Source organism: Pseudomonas sp. RIT357 (genome assembly GCF_000632245.1).
GTDB lineage: Bacteria > Pseudomonadota > Gammaproteobacteria > Pseudomonadales > Pseudomonadaceae > Aquipseudomonas > Aquipseudomonas sivasensis.
In genome coordinates, this window is the sequence record NZ_JFYX01000004.1 from 140,800 (window position 1) to 163,829 (window position 23,030).

General features: G+C 61.9%; 15 protein-coding genes. 7 read left to right on the forward strand and 8 right to left on the reverse strand.

Features of this window, described 5'->3' with window-relative positions; translation table 11 throughout:
- Positions 1-87: 87 nt before the first annotated feature.
- The 3 genes from BW43_RS21470 to BW43_RS21460 are packed head-to-tail and all read left to right on the forward strand — an operon-like array spanning position 88 to position 3,139.
- Positions 88-855 carry a DeoR/GlpR family DNA-binding transcription regulator gene (locus BW43_RS21470; protein ID WP_024078249.1) on the forward strand — a complete coding sequence of 256 codons (768 nt, stop codon included), beginning with the start codon at positions 88-90 and terminating at the stop codon, positions 853-855.
- Between the two features lie 10 nt (positions 856-865).
- Complete coding sequence (gene glmS, locus BW43_RS21465; RefSeq protein WP_032885169.1) at positions 866-2,698, forward strand: glutamine--fructose-6-phosphate transaminase (isomerizing); 1,833 nt, start codon at positions 866-868, stop codon at positions 2,696-2,698.
- Positions 2,699-2,758: 60 nt separating this feature from the next.
- Positions 2,759-3,139, forward strand: coding sequence for a hypothetical protein (locus BW43_RS21460; RefSeq protein WP_032885171.1), 381 nt, complete (start codon positions 2,759-2,761; stop codon positions 3,137-3,139).
- Here BW43_RS21460 and pbpC read toward each other — a convergent pair.
- The 8 genes from pbpC to BW43_RS21420 form a co-directional block, all read right to left on the reverse strand.
- The gene (gene pbpC / locus BW43_RS21455) at positions 3,136-5,433 is read right to left on the reverse strand and encodes a penicillin-binding protein 1C (RefSeq protein WP_032885173.1); all 2,298 of its coding nucleotides are present in this window, start codon (positions 5,431-5,433) and stop codon (positions 3,136-3,138) included. The genes BW43_RS21460 and pbpC overlap by 4 nt on opposite strands.
- Positions 5,414-11,218 carry an alpha-2-macroglobulin gene (locus tag BW43_RS21450; RefSeq protein WP_032885175.1) on the reverse strand — a complete coding sequence of 1,935 codons (5,805 nt, stop codon included), beginning with the start codon at positions 11,216-11,218 and terminating at the stop codon, positions 5,414-5,416. Before BW43_RS21450 ends, pbpC begins: the two co-directional genes overlap by 20 nt.
- A gap of 289 nt (positions 11,219-11,507) precedes the next feature.
- Positions 11,508-12,440, reverse strand: coding sequence for a phosphatidate cytidylyltransferase (locus tag BW43_RS21445; protein ID WP_032885177.1), 933 nt, complete (start codon positions 12,438-12,440; stop codon positions 11,508-11,510).
- A gap of 1 nt (position 12,441) precedes the next feature.
- Positions 12,442-13,062, reverse strand: coding sequence for a 1-acyl-sn-glycerol-3-phosphate acyltransferase (locus BW43_RS21440; RefSeq protein ID WP_032885179.1), 621 nt, complete (start codon positions 13,060-13,062; stop codon positions 12,442-12,444).
- Between the two features lie 9 nt (positions 13,063-13,071).
- A complete protein-coding gene (locus BW43_RS21435) occupies positions 13,072-13,515 on the reverse strand; it encodes a hypothetical protein (protein ID WP_032885180.1) in 444 nt (147 codons plus the stop codon).
- Entirely contained in the window at positions 13,505-14,803 is a 1,299-nt protein-coding gene (locus tag BW43_RS21430; protein WP_032885181.1) for a phosphatase PAP2/dual specificity phosphatase family protein, read from the reverse strand. The genes BW43_RS21435 and BW43_RS21430 overlap by 11 nt, the downstream gene beginning before the upstream one ends.
- 2 nt (positions 14,804-14,805) lie before the next feature.
- Positions 14,806-16,560 carry a bifunctional alpha/beta hydrolase/class I SAM-dependent methyltransferase gene (locus BW43_RS21425; protein WP_032885182.1) on the reverse strand — a complete coding sequence of 585 codons (1,755 nt, stop codon included), beginning with the start codon at positions 16,558-16,560 and terminating at the stop codon, positions 14,806-14,808.
- A 10-nt stretch (positions 16,561-16,570) separates the two neighbouring features.
- On the reverse strand, positions 16,571-17,188 hold the full coding sequence (locus tag BW43_RS21420; RefSeq protein ID WP_032885184.1) for a CDP-alcohol phosphatidyltransferase family protein: 618 nt from the start codon (positions 17,186-17,188) through the stop codon (positions 16,571-16,573).
- A gap of 320 nt (positions 17,189-17,508) precedes the next feature.
- On the opposite strand from BW43_RS21420, the gene hflK (BW43_RS21415) reads away from it, so the two are divergent.
- From hflK (BW43_RS21415) to BW43_RS0127270, 4 genes are all read left to right on the forward strand, one after another.
- The gene (hflK, locus tag BW43_RS21415) at positions 17,509-19,413 is read left to right on the forward strand and encodes a protease modulator HflK (protein WP_032885186.1); all 1,905 of its coding nucleotides are present in this window, start codon (positions 17,509-17,511) and stop codon (positions 19,411-19,413) included.
- 9 nt (positions 19,414-19,422) lie between these two features.
- Positions 19,423-20,412: a protease modulator HflC gene (gene hflC, locus BW43_RS21410; protein ID WP_371260679.1), complete on the forward strand. Its 990-nt coding sequence runs from the start codon at positions 19,423-19,425 to the stop codon at positions 20,410-20,412.
- Positions 20,409-21,443, forward strand: coding sequence for a protease modulator HflK (gene hflK / locus BW43_RS21405; protein ID WP_032885188.1), 1,035 nt, complete (start codon positions 20,409-20,411; stop codon positions 21,441-21,443). Before hflC ends, hflK (BW43_RS21405) begins: the two co-directional genes overlap by 4 nt.
- Positions 21,440-23,030, forward strand: a 1,591-nt coding sequence (locus BW43_RS0127270) for a cation-translocating P-type ATPase (protein ID WP_032885199.1), incomplete at its 3' end; no start/stop codon positions are given. The genes hflK (BW43_RS21405) and BW43_RS0127270, both read left to right, overlap by 4 nt.

Here is a 23,030-nt window from a genome sequence, read left to right on the forward strand (position 1 = left end):
GAAGAATCTGTTCCAGACGCTTGACGATATAGTCCTAATAGGTTTTGATTGCCTTCGTTATCTTTCGAAACGAAACTTATAAATACCATGTCGAAACGAAATACACCCCAACGACGCCACAACATCCTGACCTTGCTCAACGAACAGGGCGAAGTCAGCGTGGACGAATTGGCCAAGCGTTTCGAAACCTCGGAAGTCACTATCCGCAAGGACTTGGCCGCCCTAGAAAGTAACGGCCTGTTGCTGCGCCGCTACGGTGGTGCGATCACCATGCCTCAGGAACTGGTAGGCGATCCTGCCCAACCGATCTCGGCCTATAAGCGTGCGATCGCCCGTGCTGCCGTGATGCGTTTGCGGGAACACGCCCGCATCATCATCGACAGCGGCAGCACCACCGCCGCCATGATCCCGGAACTGGGCCACCAGCCCGGACTCGTGGTCATGACCAACTCCCTGCACGTAGCCAGCGCCTTGAGCGAATTGGAACACGAGCCGGTGCTGTTGATGACCGGCGGCACCTGGGACCCGCATTCGGACTCGTTCCAGGGCCAGGTCGCCGAGCAGGTGTTGCGTTCCTACGACTTTGATCAATTGTTCATCGGCGCCGACGGCATCGATCTGCAGCGTGGCACTACCACCTTCAACGAATTACTGGGTCTGAGCCGTGTGATGGCCGAGGTCGCCCGTGAAGTGGTGGTGATGGTCGAATCCGACAAGATCGGCCGCAAGATTCCCAACCTGGAACTGCCCTGGAGCAGCGTCCATACCCTTATCACCGATGATCGCCTGCCGCTTGAGGCCCGCGACCAGATCCAAGCCCGCGGCATTACGCTGATATGCGCGGCAATCATCTAGGAGAAGCACCATGTGTGGAATTGTTGGCGCAGTCGCCGAACGTAACGTTACCGCCATTCTGATCGAAGGCCTCAAGCGCCTTGAATACCGTGGCTACGACAGCGCCGGCGTGGCCGTCTTCACCAACGCCGGCAAGCTTGAGCGCATGCGTCGCCCGGGCAAGGTCAGTGAGTTGGAGCAGGCCCTGGCCGGCGAACCGCTGGTAGGTCGTTTGGGGATTGCCCACACTCGCTGGGCCACTCACGGCGCACCGTGCGAACGTAACGCCCACCCGCACTTTTCCGGTGACCTGGCCGTGGTGCACAACGGCATCATCGAAAACCACGAAGTGCTGCGCGAACAGCTCAAGAGCCTGGGGTACGTGTTCACCTCAGACACCGACACTGAAGTCATCGCCCACCTGCTCAATCACAAGCTCAAGGACCACAGCGACCTGACCACCGCTCTCAAGGCCACGGTCAAGGAACTGCACGGCGCCTATGGCCTGGCCGTCGTCAGTGCCAGCCAACCGGACCGTGTGGTAGCCGCCCGCAGTGGCAGCCCGCTGGTGATCGGCCTGGGCCTGGGCGAGAACTTTCTCGCTTCCGACCAACTGGCCCTGCGTCAGGTCACCGACCGATTCATGTACTTGGAAGAAGGCGATATCGCCGACATACGCCGTGAAAGCGTGGCGATCTGGGACGTTAACGGTAATTCCGTCGAACGCGAAGCTGTGCAATACCGCGACGGCGCCGAAGCGGCCGATAAAGGTGAGTACCGCCATTTCATGCTCAAAGAGATCCACGAGCAACCTGCCGTGGTCCAGCGCACGTTGGAAGGTCGACTGAGTCAGAGCCAAGTGCTGGTCAACGCGTTCGGCCCCCAGGCCGCCGAGCTGTTCGCCAAAGTGCGCAATGTGCAGATCGTCGCTTGTGGCACCAGCTACCACGCCGGCATGGTTGCCCGTTATTGGCTGGAAGACCTGGCTGGCATCCCGTGCCAGGTCGAAGTCGCTAGTGAGTTCCGCTACCGCAAGGTGGTGGTGCAGCCCGATACCCTGTTCGTGACTATCTCCCAGTCCGGCGAAACCGCCGACACCCTGGCCGCGCTGCGCAACGCCAAAGAGTTGGGCTTCCTCGCCAGCCTGGCGATCTGCAACGTCAGTATCAGCTCCTTGGTACGTGAGTCCGACCTGACCCTCCTGACCCAGGCGGGTCGCGAAATCGGCGTAGCTTCCACCAAAGCCTTCACCACCCAACTGGTTGGTTTGTTGCTACTGACCCTGTCCCTGGGCCAAGTGCGAGGCACCCTGGCCGAAGGTGTTGAAGCTACCTTGGTGGAAGAATTGCGCCGCCTGCCGACTCGCCTGGGCGAAGCACTGGCCATGGACAGCGTCGTGGAAAAAGTCGCCGAGCTGTTCGCCGACAAGAACCACACCCTGTTCCTTGGCCGTGGCGCGCAGTACCCGGTGGCGATGGAAGGTGCCCTCAAGCTCAAGGAAATCTCGTACATCCACGCCGAAGCCTACCCGGCCGGCGAGCTGAAACACGGCCCGTTGGCCCTAGTGGATGACGACATGCCGGTGGTCACTGTGGCGCCGAACAACGAACTGCTGGAAAAGCTCAAATCCAACCTGCAGGAAGTACGCGCCCGTGGCGGCCAACTGGTGGTATTCGCCGACGAGAAGGCGAGCATGATCAATGGCGAAGGCACCCACGTCATCAACATGCCGCACATCAACGACACCTTGTCGCCGATCCTCTACACCATCCCGCTGCAGCTGCTGTCGTACTACGTGGCCGTGCTCAAGGGCACTGACGTAGACCAGCCGCGTAATTTGGCCAAGTCGGTGACAGTCGAGTAATACCTCGCTCACCTGGAGGCCCATCGGGTCTCCAGGTTTCAACGCAAGGACGCCACGTTGATGCCATCTTCCTTTCCCCACCTCGGCGAGCGTTTGCACAATCGCCGATTTGTGGTCGCGAATAACACCCATGGGCTTTCCGGTACCGGCACGGTGTTTCATTACCGTGTCGACGGTGATGCCCTATCCAGCACCTACCAAGGCGGCCGAATCCGCACGGGGACGCAAGTCGGTCGCGTGACCGGCGCCGATACCATTGAGCTGCTTTTTCAGTGCCTGACGCTGGACGGTGAGCTGCTGTCCGGTTGGTCGCGAGGCACAGTGACTGTGGATACGTCTGGGCGTACCAGCCTGAGCTTTGTATGGGGTTGGTTATCGGGTGCGACTGGAGGCGGGGAATCGAATTATGTTGAGCTTGCTGAGGGTGACAACTGCTCCTAAGGCACAAACTCCACCCGCAACCCCCGACTTGTGCTGCGTCCTTGATCATCACTCACCCGCAAACGATATTCCCCTGACTTGCCCGGCCTCCAGTTCAGCGTGGCTTGCGGCGTGCCTTGGCCGATCAAGGTTTGATCAGCGAACCAGTACAGCGTCGCCGCATCGCTGGCCGCATTCGCGTTCAGCGGGATGCTTTCCTGGGGTTGAGACAAGCGCAGTTGGTAGCTCACCTGAGTCAGTGGCGATCGAATCTGCGGCGCTTCGCTCTGGTCGGTGATGCGGTTGGGTTGGCAGTTTTTCATCACGTTGGGCGGGGTTCGGCGGGGCAGGCCGGCTGCTCGGTACAGGCGTTGAACGTCGCTGGGCCAGAACTCGAAGATGTCCTCTCGTGTGTATTGCGGATCGAACGGCGGGCACGCGGCTTTGCCGGTGCGGGTGTCGATCAGCACCGGGCGGTGCAGGTTGGAAACACGGATCGGCGAGACGCCGGGGATGTACCAGGTCTTGCGGGTTTGCGGGCACCAGCGGTTGGGCAGCTCACCGGAGGCAGCGCAGACATCAATGCGCACCAGCCCCGCGGGCGGCTTGTCGGCTTTGATCGCGACGTTGGGTAATGCCAGGGGCAAAGCGTCAGCAATGCGGAAGAATAGCGGCGCGGCGGTCTTGGCACCAATAAACGCTGGATTTGGCCGACCATCGAAGTTACCCACCCACACCACCAACACATACGGGCCGACCAGTCCGGCGCTCCACGCATCGTGAAAACCCCATGACGTACCGGTTTTCCAGGCGGTTCGCCAATGGCGGCCGGGCAGGCCATCTGGGCGTGGGTTGCGGCGCAGCATGTCGCGCACCATAAACGCAGCCTGCGGGCTAAGCAGTTGTGCGCCGGTGGTTTGCGGCTGTTGCTGCAAGTAGCGCAACGGCCGTAAATGCCCGTCTCCCGCCAACATCACATACAGCCGCGCCAGCTCCTCCGGGGTCATCTCGCCGCCACCCAGTGCCAGGGCCAGGCCGTAATGGCTTTCGTCGCGTAGGCCTTTGATGCCGGCGCGTTGCAGCAAGCCGTATAGAGAAGGCGACTTGACCTGGCTGGCCAGCCACACGGCGGGGATATTGCGACTACGGATCAACGCATCCCGGGCCGTCAGTGGGCCGACAAAACTGCCGTCGAAGTTTTCCGGTTGGAAGTAGCCGAAGTTACTCGGTAAGTCCTTGAGGATGCTCATGGGGTGGATCACCCCTTGGTCCAGCGCCAGCCCATAGAGAAACGGTTTGAGCGTAGACCCCGGCGAGCGCCGTGATAGCACACCATTGACCTGTCCATGGATGCCTGTGGATAAGTAGTCCGCTGAGCCCACCAGCGCCTTGACGCTCTGATCGCGGCTGTCGATCAGGATCGCGGTGGCGTTCTCCACCCCGGTGCTGCGCCGTTCGGCGATAAACCCGGTGATCAGACGTTCCAGCAATTGTTGCAAAGGCAGATTGAGCGTGCTGTTCAACTCATTACCAGCTTGAGATGCCAGCAATTGCTCGCTCAAGTGTGGCGCCAAAAAAGGAATTTGCTGGCGGTTGCGCGCTTCCAAGGGCAAGTCCAGCAAACTGTCATTACGCGGGTCTTGTGGATAAGTCTCGCGCCAGTCAGCCATCAAGCGCAGCCGGGCGTTTTGCAGCGAAGGCCCGAAGCGTGCTCGACGGCCGGGCTGTTGGGGGATTACCGCCAATGCCAACGCTTCGGACAGCGACAAGTGCGCCGCCGCCTTGCCAAAGTAGATGCGACTGGCCGCTTCGGCGCCTTCGATATTGCCGCCCATGGGCGCCAGGTTCAGGTACGCCTCAAGGATGTCGTGCTTGCTGTAGCGCGCTTCCAGCCACAGCGCCAACGCCATCTGCTGCAATTTTCCGGGCACTTGGCGGGTGTTGAGATCCCACAGGCGACGCGCCAGTTGCATGCTCAACGTCGAGCCGCCTTGGCGCTGGCCTCCGCTGTAGGTGGCCATGGCCGCCCGCAGCAACGCCGGGGGATTGATCCCCGGGTGCCAGTAGAAATTGCGGTCTTCCTTGAGCAGCAGTGCCTCAATCAATGAAGGTGAAATGCGCTCCAGTGGTAGCCATAGGCGATATTGACCGTCCTGGGCCAGCGTCATACGCAACAGCGAGCCGTCATCGGCCAATACGACCCTGGAGGAGGTAATGGCCTGTTCCAGCGGCGCATGGGGCCAAAGCCGCACGCCGGCCAGTAACGCCGCAGCTGCCAGCAGCGGCGTCAGGCGTTTAAGGCTTGGTAATTTCAAGCTGGCCTACTTTGCCGCGTCCCTGCAGGGTGGTTTCGTACATGCCTTCGGCGTAGGCCGGTGGCGTATTGAACGTCCCTGCGTTGGTGGCGCGTACGCGGTAAACGAAAGTGCCTACATCACGTAGCGCAGTGCCGTACAACACCACCCGATCATCCCGCACATCCACGTAGTCTGGCTGCCAGTTGCTCAGCTCGGTTTCGCCGATGGGGGCCTGCCAGGTGTCAGCTTCTTCTTCGCTGGCTTCAACGTACTCGGATTCTTCGCCTTCGCTTTCCTCGCTGCTCGCTGCTTCCGGCTCTGGAGGCAAGTTATACACAGGCTCGACACCGCCGGGCAGCAAGTCGACCACGGCCACTTGCTGCACTTGGTCACGGTCGGTAGCCCGTAGGCGCAAGCGCACCAGGAACTCATCACCCACGGCTACCTTACTCACCGGCTCGCCTTTGAGGTCGAGGTATTCGTGGATGATTTCCAGGCCGTTGTTGATGGCTTTGAGCTTGGCGCCTTTATCAAAACCGGCTTCGCTGAGCATGTAGAACGCTGCCGGGCCATCGGATTTTTCCATGACCAGCTTCTGCGTGGCGCGCGGTACGGCGGCGCGCGGTGGCTGGCCGGCCATTTCCAGCAATTGTTGCTGTTTATCGCCCAGCCAGGCTGTGGCCTTGAGGGTCATGTCGCTTTGCGCGCGCTGGCCATAGTTGTCCAGGGCGCGCAGCAACAATGCCGCCGACAGCGAGTTGTAGCGCTGCTCGTTGAGGCGTTTGCCGAGCTTATCCAGTAGCGCGGTGGGCACGTCATCCATCAGTTCAGGGAAATGGCGCGCCAGCAGGTGCAAGTGTTCGGCATCGTGCACCAGCGGGTCGTAGTACAGGCCGTCGCTGTCCCACTTATCCACAAGCGAACGCCACGGGATTTTGCGGAACAGCGTATCGGCCTGCCGATCCTGCTTGAGCAGTTTGTAGCTGGCAGCCAGGTAGGCGGCGCCCAGGTCGTTCTGCCAGCTGTCCTTGAAGTAACTCTCGTAGCGCTCGCGGATGTCGCTCAGCGCGCCGCTCACCAGAATCCCCTGACGGCTCAGCAGGTAACTGGCGTAGGCACGGTTGCGCAATTCCGACAGGCCTTCGCTCGGGCCGTTGGCCAGGTCTGTCAGATACGCGTTGGAACGCACCAGCAGGTCTTCCGGCACCGGCAGCCCGCGCTCCTTGGCTTCGATCAGGAAATCAGTGGCGTACAGGCTGGCGTACGGCGCCACGTCAGGGTTGGCTGCCCACAATCCAAAGCCACCGGCCTGGTTTTGACGCTGGCGCAACATGCGGACCGCGTTGCTGAAGGCTTGTTCAGCCTCGGGTGCGGTGCCGCCCCAGATCAATGCCGGCATGGCCTTGGACACCAATTGCTCGGTGCATGCATAGCCGTAGTCATCCAGGTAATGCTTGAGGCCGTTGGCCCATACCAGCGGCGAGGCGGCCACGCCCAACTGCACATCACGCAGCTGGCTGAACAGTTCACGTGTGGGCTTGAGTTCTTTGCTGGCGCTGTCGAAACGGCCCAGGCTCAGAGCGACGCGGTGTTCGCTCAAGGGGCGGATTGACGTGGTTTCCGCCACCTGGATCCGCTTGCCATCCGGCAGCACCGCGACAAAGCGCAGGTCTGCCGAACCGAGGGTGTCGCCGACTTTGATCTTGAATTCGGCAGTGCCTTCTTTGCGCGGTTGCAGTGACAAGGTGCTGCCCTTGTCGCCCTGCACCACGAGGCCGGCGCTGGTCTGCACTTCAAATTTCACATCCGCTGCCGCGTCGAGGTTGCTGAACACCCCGGCGCTGACGTTGAACACATCCCCCGGCGCCACGAAGGCCGGCACATTGGGCGTGATCACGATCGGGCCGCGCACGTCGGTAGTGGTCTCGCTGACGCCCACGCTGTCGGTATCCACCGCGACGGCAAACAGGTGCAACTTGCCGTTGAAGCTGTCGGGTACCTGGTAATGCAGCACGGTTTCACCGACCGGCAAATCCACAAGCCCGGACCACCACGCCACTGGCGGCTGATGTTTGCGTTTGAACGGGTTGAGGTGATTAGCCAGGGCGCCTTCCGTATCGCCTCCAGGCGCCGCCCCACTGAGCAGGCGGCTGAACTCCGGCAGGATCAGGTCAAGAATCTGACTGGTGCCGACTTCCAGCGCACGCTTCTGGAAGAAGAAACCCAGCGGATCAGGCGTTTGATAGCGCGCTACTTGCAGGATGCCTTCGTCCACCGCGTAGATCACGGCGCGACCCGGGCGGTCGGTGTTGACCTTAATGTCGAGGGTCTGCCCCGGCTCGATCTTCGCCGGGCCGTCGACCTTCAGTGCCATGCGCCGCGCGTCCAGGTTGATGCTGAAGGGCACCACACCGTAGGAAAGCGGGCTCATATAAACCTCGGACGAACCGATGTCCCGCACGAACTGCACGTTGACGTAGGCATTGCCCTCAAGGCCCGCAGGCACGCGGATATGTTGCACGCTGTTGGTGCTGTCTGCCTTGAACCACTGCTGGGTGTAGACCTTGTCGCGCTCGATGGTGATCAAGCCCGCGCCGGTGTACGGCGCGCGAATGCTGATGGCGATCTCATCACCGGTGGCGTAGCTGCGTTTATCCAGGCGCAGTTGCAGCTCGGCGTTACGCTCCAGGGAGCGCGAGGTGTTGCCGCGCCCGGCCACGCTGTAGTCGATCTGGTTGAGCAGGTTGCCGTTGGCGTCCTTGAGTTGCAGGGTGAAATCCCCTGGCGTACCGGTATTCAGGGTCTGCTTGGCGCCGTCTTTGGTCATCACCAGCGGTGAGGCCGGTTGGCTGATGTTCTTGATACGTGACTCGTACTTGTAGGTGCCGTTGGATTGCTTCACCAGCACCGACACATAACGGTGCTCGACCACTTCGCTGGTCAAGCCATCCACCGCAAGCGGTGTGAGGTCTGGCGCGACGGCCAGCCATTGCACCTGGCGCGGGGCGTCCTTAGCGACGTATGACAGCGAATCCTGACTTTTCACACCCACCAGGTACGGTGCGGACGACACCAGCAGTGCACTTTGCGCCGCCACGTTGCGGCCACCTTCAGCCTCGAACACCTGGGTCATCACTTGCAAACGATAGGTGCTGTTGGCGAAACGTTGCAGGTTGAGGTCGAGCACGGCCTGGCCGTTATCGTCGACGGTGGTTTCGGCCAGGTCTTCGGTGCTGGCGTCTTCCAGGGAATCATTGAGGCGGAAGCGGTAGTCGGGGTAACGGTCGAATGCCGCGAGCGTCGGGCTCAGTGACATTTTTGCAGTAACGCGACGGCCCGAGGCCGGGGCGCCGAACAGGTGCATGGCGGTGACTTTAGCCACCACTTGGTCCGGGGGAATCCAGCCCTGCACCGGCGTGTCGTGCAGGCTCAAACTGACCTTCATGCGGTCCGGCTCGAAATCGCGGACTTTGAAGCTGACACTGCCCAGGTCTGTGCGCGTTTGCTTCTGGCCAATCAACTGCAAGGTCGCGGTGTATTCCCCGGCTGGGGCTACTTCGCTGCTGGGGAAATCAAAGGTTTCAAACCCGCTGGCGGAGAGCTTCAGTGGCTGGCGAATCACTTCCAGACCGCGCGGGTCGGTGATTTGCAGCTCCACCGGCAGACCTTGCAAGGCGCCTTTCCAGTTGCCGCTGCGCACGATCATGCCCAGGTGGGCGGTTTCGCCGGGTCGGTACAGGCCGCGGTCGGTAAACAGGTAGGCGCTGAGGCGATCAATCGCACCGTCTTCTTCCAAACCGCCTACATCAAAGCGCGACAAATCCAGCTGCTGGGACTGACGGGCAATTGGCAGGAACGATTGGTCATTGCCGCGACTGACCACATACATAAGCGGCGTTTTCTCACGGCGCAGTTCATCCAGCTTGGCGAAATGCACATGGCCTTCGCTGTCCGTGTGACCGCTGCTCACCGGCAAGCCATTGCGACCGATGATGTCGACTTGCGCGTCGGCCACCGGCGAACCATTACCGATGGACTGCACATACACGTCGTGACTGCCGTCGCTGGAGCGTTTGGCGATGATGCCGAGGTCGGTCACTACGATAAACCGCAGGTCGCTGGTACTGCTGCGTTCATATTCGAACGTACGCTCGGCCGGTTCATCCTGTGGGCTCAGCTTGAGCACGAAAATGCCGCGACGGCCGCCGTTGGCGGTGATGTAGTGGCTCAAATCTACGTTGTCGTAGACGGTTTTGGCCGGGTCATTGGATGACAGAGGAATGTCCAGAGACTGACGCTCGACCATACGATCGAAGTACTCATTGCCAAAGTTCGGCCGCGCAAAACTGCCGCTGCTCTGGCCCACCAAGTGTTGCAACTGGTTGGGCAACAGGCGGGCGATTTCCACGTGGGCGCCGGGCACTCCCCTGGCCATGAAGCCCAGGCGTTTCTCGCCAGTGAGGCTGAGCAGGGCGCCGTCAGACAGGAACTGCAAGGTGCGCGGATACGCCGGCATGCTGACCAGCGACGCCGTAGGATCCTTCGCCAGATAGCCGCCGATGGCCTCCAGGTTAGCGGGCACGCGTACATACAGCGCACGTCCGGCAGGGGCCTTGAACTTGAAGGCGTGCAGGGTGTTCAGCGGTTCGACGCTCGGCACGTGGGTCAGGTTGACCTTGGTGCTGCGGGCGAGCAGGGCGTCGTCGATCTCATTGGTGTTATAGGGGCGGGTGTCGTCCTGGGCTTTTTCCGGCAACAGCCAGGCTTGGACTTTACCGGCGATGGTGTCATCGGCTACAGCGCTGGAACTGCTGAACATCAGCACAGGCTCTGGCTCTGCGCGTTCGTTATCCACAAAGCTGATTTCGGCGCCCGTAAATGTCAGGCGATAGCGACCGGGTACGGTGACTTTGGCCACCAACGATGCGGCGCTGGCGTTGCCGCCATCGCGAGCCTTGATGCCTTCGTCGAGTTTGGCGCTGACCGGGGTGCTTTCCAGCGGGGTGGCCAAGGCTGCGGAGCGTACGTAGGCGTTGAGTTTTTTCTCGTCGAAGGTGATCTCCGGGCGATTTGGTAATTGGGCGTCGCGGTAGGTCAGGCCTTTGTCGAGGGTCACCGTTACGTGCTTGCGCAGGCTGTCTTCATCCACAGGGTGGGAAAAATGGAAGGTCGCCACCAGCTGCTTTAGCGTCGGGTTGGATGGATCCTGGTACAACTCGTTGGCGGCCAGGGTGGCGCGGAACGGTTGGGTGGAGAACTGGGTGCTGTACTGATCCAGCAATACGCCATCTGCCAACAGGTTTTTCTTGGCCAGATCAAGGGTGTAATGGGCGTCGATAGGCCAGTCTTTCTCCGGCACGAACAACAGGCTACGGTCATCCGCCCAGCGCCAGGTGCCTGCGACCTCGGGCTTTAGGGTAATGCCCTCGGTGACGGGTTTGCCGATGGCCGCAAGGGGCGCCACGGACTCGGCGAAGCGCACTTGCAAGTTATCCACAACTGGCGTTGGCTGGGCGTAGTCAGTCAGGTTGGGCTTGTGCAGCGAGTAGCTCGCGGTATGCGGCTGCGGCAGATTGGAATACCAGTGCCAGCCGTAGAAGCCAGCGGCCACGAGCAGTGCTAGCCCGAGCACTCCGGCACCCGTTTGACGCGGGTAAGCACGGGCTTTACTCCCAAGTTTTTCCACGCCACGGCCGATAGCACGCAGCCACAGCGGAGGATGCCATTGGCCGAAAACGGCCCCCACCACGGTCAGAAACACGCCGACAACACGACGGCTGATGGCTTTGAGCGAATCGAACATGGTGAGCATCCCTGGCTAAGTGCGGCGTATCTTACAGCGTCTTTGATACAAAAGATGACGCCGATACGCCGTATGGCGGGATGTTTATAGGGTTAGTGAGCGCCCATGCATGCCAGCGAGCGGTTGACCATGAGGTTGGCCATGTCCTTCAGGTGTCCGGCGGCTTTTGTGGGAGTGGGCGAGCTCCCGATGACGGTGGATCAGTCAACATCTTCAGCGAGTGACACACCGCCATCGGGAGCAAGCCCCTCCCACATTTAGCGCTCCATTGAGCTGAGAATGCTGGTGGTCAGGTCCACCAGTAGCGTACGAGGTGGAAGAAAATCGGCGCGGCGAAGCACACCGAATCCAGCCTATCCAGCATACCGCCGTGGCCTTCGATCATATGCCCCCAATCCTTAACGCCCCGATCCCGCTTGATGGCTGACATGACGATCCCACCGGCAAAACCGAGCAGGTTGATCAGCAAGGCGATCAGGAACGACTGCCATGGGTTGAACGGCGTGGTCCACCACAGCGCGGCGCCGATCAGGGAGGACAGCAGAATCCCGCCGACAAAACCTTCCACGGTTTTGGACGGTGACAGGTTGGGCGCGATCTTGTGTTTGCCGAACAGCTTGCCGCACACGTACTGCAACACGTCCGAGAGTTGCACGACGATCACTAGATAGGCGATCAGCAGCAGGTTGCGGCCTTCGTAGCCGGGGATGTCCAACGTCAGCAGGGCCGGGACGAAAGACACGCAGAACACCGCGATCATCAAGCCCCATTGCACTTTCGAGGCACGTTCGAGGAAGTGTGTGGTGTCGCCGCCCAATGAGGCGAGGATCGGCAGCAGCAAAAACACGTACACAGGGATGAAGATCGAGAACAGCCCGTACCAGTCCGAATAAATCAGCAGGTATTGCAGCGGCAGGGCGAGGTAGAACGCGGCCACCAGCGCCGGGTAGTCGCTGCGTCGGGTCGGGGTGAGGGTGAGGAACTCGCGCAGGGCGTAGAAGGACACCGCGTAGAACAACAGAATCACCGCACCGGTGCCGAGCCAGAAGGCGATACCGATCACCACCACCATCACCCACCAGGCATTGATACGGGCGTTGAGGTTGTCGATCACCGCGTTCGGCGTGCCACGGGTGCGCAGTTTGAGGATCAGGCCGATCAGTGAGGCGAGCACCAGGATCGCGCCGATTCCGCCGAACAGCATCAGGGTTTGGCTATCCATGTCAGACATGCTCCGGGGCGAGGGCGAGCAGGGCGTCGCGTGTGCGGGCTAGAAATAGCGCCTTGTCTTCACCGTCTTCCAGTTGCAGCGGTGCACCGAAGCTGGTTGTGCATAACAACGGCAGCGGCAAAACGCGCCCCTTGGGCATGACCCGGTTGAGGTTGGCGATCCACACGGGGATCAATTCGGCCTGTGGGTAACTTTTTGCCAGGTGGTACAGGCCGCTTTTGAACGGCAGTAAGCCGTCCTCCGGATTGCGCGTGCCTTCAGGGAAGATGATCAGCGAATCGCCACCCTCCAGGGCAGCGAGCATAGGCTGTAGAGGGTTATCCACAGGGTCCTTGCGTTCGCGGTCGATCAGCACACCATTAAACACGCGGTTGATGATGTAACGACGCAGCGCGCTTTTATTCCAGTAATCACTGCCGGCCACCGGGCGCGTGAATTTGCGCAGGTTTTGCGGTAACGAGGCCCACAGCAGCACAAAGTCGCCGTGGCTGCTGTGGTTGGCGAAGTAGATGCGTTGCACCGGCACGGGCGCGCAACCCAGCCACAGGCTGCGGGCGCCGGTGACGGTGCGGGCCATGGAGGTAATCAGCGTGGCGACCACAGGTTCGAACATGGGGATTCCTTATCCGGCGAAAGGCAGCCAAGGGCTGGCGAGGATCACGCCCAGGGTCAGCAGCGCTTGCGCGCCCAGCAGCCAGGCTTGTTTGCGCAACAATTTGAGGGCGCCGCGACGGCGCTCGGCCCAAGGTCGGCCGGCCCGATTGGGCGATTGCAGGCCGAGGGTCTGCAGGGCTTGGTCGAGGTCGGTGGTGCGCTCAGTATCGCGGGCCAGCAGGGCGAACAGGTCGGCGTCGAAGGCCACGCGCAGCGCCCAGTACTTTTGCAGCAGGCCGAGGATAATCATCCACAGGCTGAGCAGCAGGCAGATGATCGAAATACTCGCCATCAGCAATTGGGCCAGGCCGAATAGCACACCGGCCACCGTCAGTCCTGTGGATAACTGATCCAGCGAACGGCCACGGCGCAGCAGGCTGGCCACCACCTGGAGTTCCATATCAGCGGGCATGGGGCAAACCCTCCAATGCTTCACGGTGAGCGGGGTGCAGGACCACATCGGTCCGTGCTGCACGAATAATAGTCAGCGCTTCGTCCACCGTCGTGGCGCGCCCGCTGTGCAACAGCCAGGCGGCGACGGCGGTAGCGCTGCGTGAGTAGCCGAGGGCGCAGCACACCAACAGCGGGCCGCGTGCGCGGAGGCGTTCGATGGCTTCAGCAGCTTGCCGGCATTCGGTGGGTGTCGGCGCTATCAGATCGAGCACCGGGATGCATTGATACGCGCGGCCCTGTGGATTAATCGGCAGTTCGGCGCATAGATCCACAATGGCGCTGAATGAACTCTGCTCCTTTGAGGTAGGAATCCGCCCCAGCCAAACGTTATCCACAATCACGTTGGGCTGTGGATGGTTGCGTGTCCACAGCCGGGAATTGATCCAGGCAGCCACTAGATAGGGCGCATATAACCAGCGCGCGGCGGGTGTGAGCTGACCATCAGCGCGCTTCTGGAAACCCGCCGCGCCCAGCACGAAGTAATTCGCCTTGATCAGCCCAAGGGAAACCGCTGGCCACAGCAGCCACAGCCACCAACCGCCCAGGCTTAACGCCACGATGATCAGCGCCAGGGCGCCCAGGCCGTAGCGCACGCCCAGCTGCCAGCGCTTGCGGTCTTGGGTAAGCCGCGTATTCAGCAGCGGGCTCGGATGTTCGAGCGGCCACAACCACACGCAAATCCAACCCGCGAGGGCGCCTGTGGGTAAGTCGATAAAGTGATGTTGATAAGTGGTCAGCACCGAAATTCCGATCAACGCGAACCAGCCATGCACCAGCCAGCGCCAGAAACCTTGGGTATGACGTTGGAACATGACCCACAGGATCACCAGCAGCGCGATGTGCAGCGACGGTGCCTGGTTGAATGGCTTGTCGAAGCCCGCCAACACCGCAAACAACCAGCCAAACACGCCATCCAGCTCGGGCCGCTCGAAGGTGAAACGCAGTGGCCAGATCAGGAAGCAGCTCACCGCGATCACCTGGGCACTCAGCAGGCGCAGTGCGTGTTGCTTGAGTTCATGACGGGTGCTGGGCAGCAGCAGGGAGAAACCGTAGAGCAGGTCGATGGACCAGTAAGGCACGATGGTCCAGGCCCAGAACGGCATATGGGTTTCCCAGCCGAACACCAGCGTGCCCACGTCGCTGCGCTGGCTGGTGACCCAGGTGGCAAAGCCGTAGGTGCTGAAGAACAACGGCGCTAATAGCAGCAGCCACAGGACGGCTGGTTTCAACAAACCGGGTTCGCGCATGCTCAGATCTTCTGTGCCAGTGACACGGTAAAGATGCCCCACTCATCCACACGCTGGGTGATTTTGCGGAAACCGGCGGCTTCCACCAGTTGGTCCATTTCCGCCTGGCTGCGACGGCGCATCACCCAGGCCTGGCCTTGGCGATGGCTGGTCAATGCGCGGGCAATCAGCTCCAGTTGCGGGTGCCATGGCTGGCCGGTGTACACCAAGTAGCCACCGGGTTCGACCGCTTCGGCGAGGCCGGCCAGCGAACCGCCGACCATGCTGTTATCGGCAAACAATTCATACAGCCCAGACACCACCGCCAACGTCGGCTTGGGTTCCAGCGCCGCCAGGTCCGCGCGATCAAACGCATCGCCTTTGACGAACTGCGCGATATCCCCCAGGCCTTTCTCGCGGATCAGCGCGCCACCGTCGCGCACGTTGATGTCGCTGTAGTCGCGCAACAGGATCGATTCCGGCAGCGGCGACACGCCCTGCAAGGCTTCCAGAATGTAACGCCCGTGGCCGGCGGCGATGTCGACGATACGTACTTCACGCTGTTCATCCCGCAACTTGGCCATGGCCAGGCGCAGCAGTTCTTCGACGTTCAGCTTGCGCTGACGGATGCCGCGCCAGCCGATGGAGTTGAGGTAGTTGGTGTCGATCATCCGCCCCAGCCCGCCCTTGCCGGTGGGTTTGTTGCGGTAGACGTAGTCCAGGGTACTGCCGGAGTCGAAACCGGTGTCGAAGCCCAGTTTCACCCCATCTGACAGGTTCTTGCCCAAGCCCATGCTGGCGCGGGTCATGCGCCAGTACAGGTCACGCAGGGAGTTGCGCGGCAGCGGCGCGGCGAGGGATTCGGACTCGGCGCAGGTGGCGCCCAGTTTGTCGGCGTCGAGCAGGGAGGCGCGGTCCAGCGGGTGAGCAAAGTTTTGCAGGATAAAGCGCCTGGCACTGCTCACCGCCACGGCGCGGTCACGTTCGCCGAGGGTGTCGTGGAAAAAACCGGGCAGGATATGCAGCTCTTTTTTCAGGCTGCCTAGGCGGTCGAAAAATTGCTGCTGGGGTTTGCGATGCACCACGAAGTCGGAGCCGGAGATGAGCAACTGAGTCGGCACTTGGATGGCCTGGGCATCCGCTACAACCCGGTCGGCTGCTTCGTACAGACCCAGCAGCACATTCACTGAAATCGCCTTGGTGATCAGCGGATCGCTGTCGTAGGACGCCACCCGCTCCGGGTCATGGCTGAGGAACTTGGCCTTGACGTAGCTGTTGACGAAAAAGTTGCCGCGAAACTTGCGCATCAGCGCCAGGCCTGGACGAGCGAACGGCACGTACAGCTTGACCTTGAACGCTGGCGAGGCGAGCACCAACGCGCGGATTTTCGGCGCGTAATCGTGCACCCATGTGGCCGCGATTACCGCACCGACGCTTTGGGCGATGACAGCGAAGTTTTCCTCTTCGATGCCGTAGGTGGCGCCGATATGGTCACAAAAGGTTTGCACGTCGCGGGCGCTGGTGGCGAAGCTGGGGCTGTCACCGCGCTCGCCGGGGGATTGGCCGTGGCCGCGGGCGTCCCAGGCGAAGAAGTCGAACTGGGGCAGGTTCAGCTCATCGACCAGATGGGCGATGCGGCCCGAATGCTCGTGGCCGCGATGGAACAGCACGATCGCCTGGCGTGGCTCGCCATCCGCAGGGGAAGTGGCCGGCCAGTGTCGGTAAAAAAGCTCGACGCCATCATGGGTACTGAAGGTGTGTGCTTGCTGTTCGCGCATCGCAAAATCCTTATGCAGAAGGGGAAGGGGTTTCTTTCAGGCCTTGGCGTACGCGGTTGACCAGGGTGTAGGCGAGCAGGGCGGCGACCAGCCACATCACCGTGTCGACCCAACCTGCGCCGAGCCAGCCCAGCGCTACACCGGTGGCCAGCACGCCGAGTACAAACGCCCGATCACTCTTGCCCATCGGCCCGTCGTAGCGCCGTGAAGCGCCGACCATGGGCCCGAGCACACCGGCGTATTCGCTGAATACCGCCAGCAATGCCACCAAGAGCACCGGCGCCAGGCTCACGCCCGGGATCAGTGCAAAGGGCAGGATCAGCGCGCTGTCCGCGATCACGTCACACAATTCATTGAGGTAGGCGCCCAAGCGCGACTGCTGGCCGAATTCACGGGCGAGCATGCCGTCGATGGCATTAAGGGCCATGCGCGCAATCATCCACAGCGGGATCAACGCAAACAGCCACAGGTGTTGGGCGAAGCTGGCAATCAGCAGGCCCACCAGCAGAGAAATCACTCCGGCCAGAACGGTGATTTGATTGGCGGTGGTGCCGTTGTCGTAGAGGCGCTGCACGAGAGGACGCAGCAGGTTTTGAAAACGCGGTTTGAGCTGATAGATCGAAATCATGGGGGGTGACGCTTCCTTGTCCGTGAGCCCGCGAAAAACTGGCTTGGAGTGTGCCGATTAATCATGAGATCTACCAGTGATGGCTCGTGTTTATGGGGGTTTAGTCACGCTCTGGAGAGCACTGAGAAACAAATGTAGGAGGGGGCTTGCTCCCGATGGCGATGGATCAGCCAGCACAGGCACCAACTGACAGGTCGTTAACGGGAGCAAGCCCCCTGTCACAGGGGATGTGTGTCGTGTTCAAAAGCGCTTTTTGACGAACAAAAATTTCACGTCGCGTGTTATATCGTAACGAATTGTGTACAGACGGGCGTGTTGGGATGCAAGTTGATCTAGAAGCTGACGGCGCTTCTGTAGAAGGCCTCGCGCGCTTTCAACAGGGGCAGTTCCATGCCCGTCGATTGCGTCAGGCCGGTATCAGCCTGACAGTGCTGGCCGTCGCCGGTTGGGTGCTGGCGCTGTTTGTCGCCTTGTTTGCGCCGCTGTCGATCTGGCCGGTGGTATTGATCAACAGCGCCTGCGCGTTGCTGGTGCTGGTGGCGGGTTTACAGTCGGCGTGGTGGGTGGCCGATTGGCGCGCCCAGGCGCTGGAGGAACCCGCGGTTGAAGTACCGGTTGAGCAAACGGGCGGGTACGCGCGGCTGGTTGGGCGCTTTGGCAAGCAGATTGGCGCGCCGGTGTTGTGGCTTGGCGGCTGGTCGCTGCTCGCGCTGGTTAGCGTTATCGAATTCTGGAACCTGGCGTTGCCGGCTTCGGCTGTAGGTCAGTCCGCCAGTATTGGCGCCGCGTTGGCCTTGGCCCTGGCGTTTGGCTTGCTGGTGTTCGAACGTCGCCTGGCCCAGGAAACCGCCGCGCAATGGCCGGAAGCTTCGCAACTGGCGCAGTTGAGCCGAGTGGCGATCAGTTGCCTGGTGGTCAGCGCGATTTGCCTGCTGTTTGCCGGTGCCGAGTCCGTGTGGCCGTTGCGTCTGGCGGTGTTGATTGGCCTGCTGCCGGCACTGGTGGCGGCGGAGTTTCTGCTCAGGGGCGCGTTGTCATTGTTCAGCCCGCGCCAACCGCATCTTGAACCCCGCCTGACGGCGCAAAGTTTTATCGCTGGTTTGCTGCGCTGGCCGCCACAACCGTTGCTGGCGTTGCAGCACGAGTTGCACAACCGCTTCGGCATTGACCTGCGTCAGATCTGGGCCTTTACCTACATGCGCCGCGCATTTTTTCCGGTGCTGCTGGTGGTGCTGGCGATCGGTTGGGCGCTGACCGGTGTGCATGAAGTGCCCCTGCAAGGCCGTGGGATCTATGAACGCTTCGGCAAACCGGTGCAAGTCTTCGGCCCCGGCCTGCATGCCGGGTTGCCTTGGCCATTGGGTCGCGTCATTAAAGTGGAAAACGGCGTGGTGCATGAATTGGCCACCAGCGTCAGCGAAACTGCTTCGCCCGAGCTGACACCTGCGGAAGGTCCGGCGCCGTTGATTGCCAATCGACTGTGGGACGCCAGCCATGTGAATGACAAATCCCAAGTCATCGCCAGCAGCAGCGGCGATAAGCAGGGCTTCCAGATCGTCAATATGGATGTGCGCTTCGTCTACCGCATTGGCCTTACCGACGAGGCCGCGCTGGCGGCGACGTATAACAGCGCGGATGTACCGACCCTGATCCGCAGCACCGCCAGCCGCATCCTCGTGCACGACTTTGCTTCGCGCACCCTCGACGAATTGCTCGGCGAACAACGCACCAGCCTGGCTGACGAAGTGGGGCGCGCGGTGCAGGCGGATCTGCAGAAACTCCACAGCGGTGTGGAAATCCTCGCCACCGTTGTGGAAGCCATCCACCCACCGGCCGGTGCCGCCAATGCCTATCACGGCGTGCAAGCTGCGCAGATCGGTGCTCAGGCCCTGATCTCCCGCGAGCGCGGAGCCGCCAGTGAGCAGACCAACCAGGCCCTGTTGCAAGCCAGCATTGCCCGCGATCAAGCCACGGCCACGGCCCATGAAGTGAATACTGGCGCACAGGCGGCCGACCTGCGTTTCGCCGCCGAACAAAAGGCCTATGCCAGTGCAGGCCAGGCCTTCGTGTTGGAGCAGTACCTTGGCCAACTCAGCCAGGGTCTGGCCCACGCCAAACTGCTGATTCTGGATCATCGCCTGGGCGCCGATGGCGCACCGACGATCGATCTGCGTTCTTTTACCTTGCCGGCCGATCCCTCGGTGCCGCGTAAAGCCGTTCAATAAGGAGTCTGTCTGTTGAGCGCTCATTCTCACGATCACGGTCATCACCATCATCACGGCCACCACCATCACGGTGATGAGCACGCTGCTGGTCCATTCCCTTGGCGGCGTATGGGCTGGGCCGTGTTGCTCGTATTGTTTGCGGTCGCTGCGGCAAGCCTGGTGCAAGTGCGGTCCGGCGAAGCCACGGTGATTACGCGGTTCGGCAACCCGTCGCGGGTGTTGCTGGAGCCGGGCCTTGGTTGGCGCTGGCCGGCGCCGTTCGAAGCGGCGATCCCGGTGGACCTGCGCCTGCGCACCACCTCCAGCGGCTTGCAGGACGTGGGCACCCGCGATGGCTTGCGCATCATCGTGCAGGCCTATGTGGCGTGGCAGGTGCAGGGCGATGCCGACAATGTGCAGCGCTTTATGCGTGCGGTGCAGAACCAGCCGGATGAGGCGGCGCGGCAGATTCGCACCTTCGTCGGCTCGGCACTGGAAACCACGGCGGCCAGTTTTGACCTGTCCAGCCTGATCAACACCGACGCCAGTCAGGTACGTATCGCCGATTTCGAGGCGCAGTTGCGCCAGCAAATTGATCAACAATTGCTCACTACCTACGGCGTACGCGTGGCCCAAGTCGGTATCGAGCGGCTGACGTTGCCCTCGGTGACGCTGACCGCCACCGTCGACCGCATGCGTGCCGAGCGCGAAACCATCGCCACCGAACGCACTGCCGTGGGTAAGCGCGAAGCGGCCCAAATCCGTTCCGCCGCCGAGCGCGACGCGCGCATCGTGCAGGCCGACGCCACGGTGAAAGCCGCCGATATCGAAGCGCAATCGCGTGTCGAGGCCGCGCAGATTTACGGGCGGGCCTACGCGGGTAATCCCCAGCTGTACAACTTGCTGCGCTCGCTGGATACCTTGGGCACGGTGGTGACGCCGGGCACCAAGATCATCCTGCGCACCGACGCCGCACCATTCCGTGCGCTGGTGGACGGACCGAAGGACGTCCAGCCATGACCGAGCGTGACAGCCCGGACAGCCCATGGATTCAGGCCGGGCGCCTGACGTTCATGGCGCTGTACGCGGTGACTGTGTTGGCGGCGTTGGCCTGGGCATTTTCCAATGTGCGCCAGATCGACCCGCAGAACCGCGCCGTGGTGCTGCACTTCGGCGCCCTCGACCGTATCCAGAATGCTGGCTTGCTATTGGCCTGGCCGCAGCCATTTGAGCAGGTGGTGTTGCTGCCGGCCGCCGATCGGGTGATCGAGCGGCGGGTGGAAAACCTGCTGCGTTCGGAGGCGGCGGTGCAGGCTGACCGCGTGGCCAGTTTCGCCACGCCCTTGAGCGATGCCATGGCCGGCTCCGGCTACCTGCTGACCGGGGATGCCGGAGTGGTGCAGCTGGATGTGCGGGTGTTCTACAAGGTCACCGAACCGTATTTCTTTGTATTGCAGGGCGAGCATGTGTTGCCGGCCTTGGATCGCCTGGTCACGCGCAGCGCCGTGGCCCTGACGGCGGCGCGGGACCTGGACACGATTCTGGTGGCGCGCCCGGAACTGATCGGCGCCGACAATAGCGCCGCCGAGCGTCGTGAACGGTTGCGCGGTGACCTGGTGCAAGGCATCAATAAGCGGCTGGCGGAGTTGACCTCAAGCGGCTTGGGCTTGGGGATCGAAGTCACCCGTGTCGATGTGCAGTCGAGCCTGCCGGGCCCGGCGGTGAATGCGTTCAATGCGGTGCTGACGGCCAGTCAGCAAGCCGATAAAGCGGTGGCCAATGCGCGCACCGAAGCGGAAAAGCTCACCCAAACCGCCAATCAGCAAGCTGACCGTGTGGTGCAGGTTGCCCACGCCCAGGCCAGCGAACGCTTGGCCAACGCCCAGGCGCAAACCGCCACCGTCGCCAGCCTCGCCCAGGTCAAAGACCCGGGTTTGCTTCTGCGTCTATACCGCGAGCGCTTGCCGAAGATTCTCGGCCAGGCGGGCTCCGTGACCACGGTCGACCCTAAAGACGACTCCCGCTTGATCATCCAGGGAGCCGAGCAATGAGCGCACCTATGTTGACGTCCGCCGAGCAGCGCAGCGCTGCCCGGCAATTGACCCTGGCCATGCTGGCCTTGGGATTACTCGTGCTGGGTCTGGTGTGGCGCTGGCTGGCGCCGGACCAGACTGGCGTCAGTCAGCTATTACTGGGTGTGGCATCACTGCTGGTGGCCGTGCCGGTGATGCGTTCGGCGTGGTACAGCCTGCGGTTTCCCAGCCTGCATGGCATTACCGATCAACTTATCGCCTTGGCCATGCTTGGCGCCTGGGCTACGGGGGATCTGCTGACGGCGGCGTTGCTGCCGATCATCATGATCTTTGGGCATGTGCTGGAAGAGCGCAGCGTGATCGGTTCCCAGGAAGCGATCCATGCTCTGGGCAAACTGACCCGCAGCCATGCGCGGTTGGTGCAGGCCGACGGCAGCATTGTTGAAGTGGACAACGGCACGCTGAACACCGGCGATATCGTGGAAGTGCGCGCCGGTGACCGTGTGCCCGCCGATGGTGTGGTGTTGTCGGGCCAGGCGAGTCTGGACACGGCGCCGATCACCGGTGAGTCGGTGCCGTTGGAAGCCAGCGTCGGCGTGCAGGTGTTTGGCGGGGCGATCAACCTCGACGGTCTGCTGCGTCTTGAAGTGACGCGCACCGGCAACGAGTCGACCTTGGGCAAGGTCATCGCGCTGATGCAGAACGCCGAGCGGTCCAAGCCGCCGATCACGCGACTGCTGGAGCGCTATGCGGGCAGTTATATGGTGTTGGTGCTGCTGCTGGCGGCGGTCACCTGGTTTGTGACCAATGACGCCCAGGCGATGCTCGCCGTGCTGGTGGCGGCGTGCCCCTGTGCGTTGGTGTTGTCGGCACCTGCCACGGCGATTGCCGGGATCGCCGTGGCGGCGCGCCATGGGATTCTGATTCGCAGCTCGGCGTTCCTGGAAGAGCTGGCGGACTTGACCTCGCTGGTGGTCGACAAGACCGGCACCCTGACCTTTGGCACGCTGCGATTACAGTCCATCGAAACCCTTGAGCCGGACCGGCAGGCGTTGCTGAATCTGGCGGCCAGCCTGGGCTCGGCGAGCAGTCACCCAGTCAGCCGCGCGCTGGCGGGGTTGGTTACCCAGCAACAACTGTTGATGCTGACCGACATCCGCGAACGCCAGGGCCTCGGCGTGGTGGCGCAGACCGAGCAGGGCGAAGCGGCCCTTGGGCGTCCGGAGTTGTTCGAGCAGTTGGGCATTGCCACCACGGGCGTGCCCAACCATGACGGCCCGATTGCCGGGCTGGCCCTGAACGGGCGATTTCTCGCCTGGCTGTTGCTGGCTGACAGCGTCAAGCCGGAAGCCCGCCAGGCGCTGCAAGAATTGCGTGAGCTGGGCCTGGGCCGCCAATTGCTGCTGACCGGCGACCGTCAAAGCGTGGCCGACAGCTTGGCCTTGGACGTGGGCATCAGCGATGTCGAAGCCCAGGCGTTGCCTGAGGACAAGCTCAACCGCGTGCTGGGCGAAATCGGCAGCGGCTTTCGGCCAATGGTGGTGGGCGACGGGATCAATGACTCCCTGGCGCTCAAGGCCGGCGTGGTGGGCGTGGCAATGGGGG

Coding starts and splice junctions, on each gene's coding strand:
- BW43_RS21470 (WP_024078249.1), top strand. CDS start 88: ATGTCGAAACGAAATACACCCCAACGACGCCACAACATCCTGACCTTG.
- glmS (WP_032885169.1), top strand. CDS start 866: ATGTGTGGAATTGTTGGCGCAGTCGCCGAACGTAACGTTACCGCCATT.
- BW43_RS21460 (WP_032885171.1), top strand. CDS start 2,759: ATGCCATCTTCCTTTCCCCACCTCGGCGAGCGTTTGCACAATCGCCGA.
- BW43_RS21450 (WP_032885175.1), bottom strand. CDS start 11,218: ATGTTCGATTCGCTCAAAGCCATCAGCCGTCGTGTTGTCGGCGTGTTT.
- BW43_RS21445 (WP_032885177.1), bottom strand. CDS start 12,440: ATGGATAGCCAAACCCTGATGCTGTTCGGCGGAATCGGCGCGATCCTG.
- BW43_RS21440 (WP_032885179.1), bottom strand. CDS start 13,062: ATGTTCGAACCTGTGGTCGCCACGCTGATTACCTCCATGGCCCGCACC.
- BW43_RS21435 (WP_032885180.1), bottom strand. CDS start 13,515: ATGCCCGCTGATATGGAACTCCAGGTGGTGGCCAGCCTGCTGCGCCGT.
- BW43_RS21430 (WP_032885181.1), bottom strand. CDS start 14,803: ATGCGCGAACCCGGTTTGTTGAAACCAGCCGTCCTGTGGCTGCTGCTA.
- BW43_RS21425 (WP_032885182.1), bottom strand. CDS start 16,560: ATGCGCGAACAGCAAGCACACACCTTCAGTACCCATGATGGCGTCGAG.
- BW43_RS21420 (WP_032885184.1), bottom strand. CDS start 17,188: ATGATTTCGATCTATCAGCTCAAACCGCGTTTTCAAAACCTGCTGCGT.
- hflK (WP_032885186.1), top strand. CDS start 17,509: ATGCAAGTTGATCTAGAAGCTGACGGCGCTTCTGTAGAAGGCCTCGCG.
- hflK (WP_032885188.1), top strand. CDS start 20,409: ATGACCGAGCGTGACAGCCCGGACAGCCCATGGATTCAGGCCGGGCGC.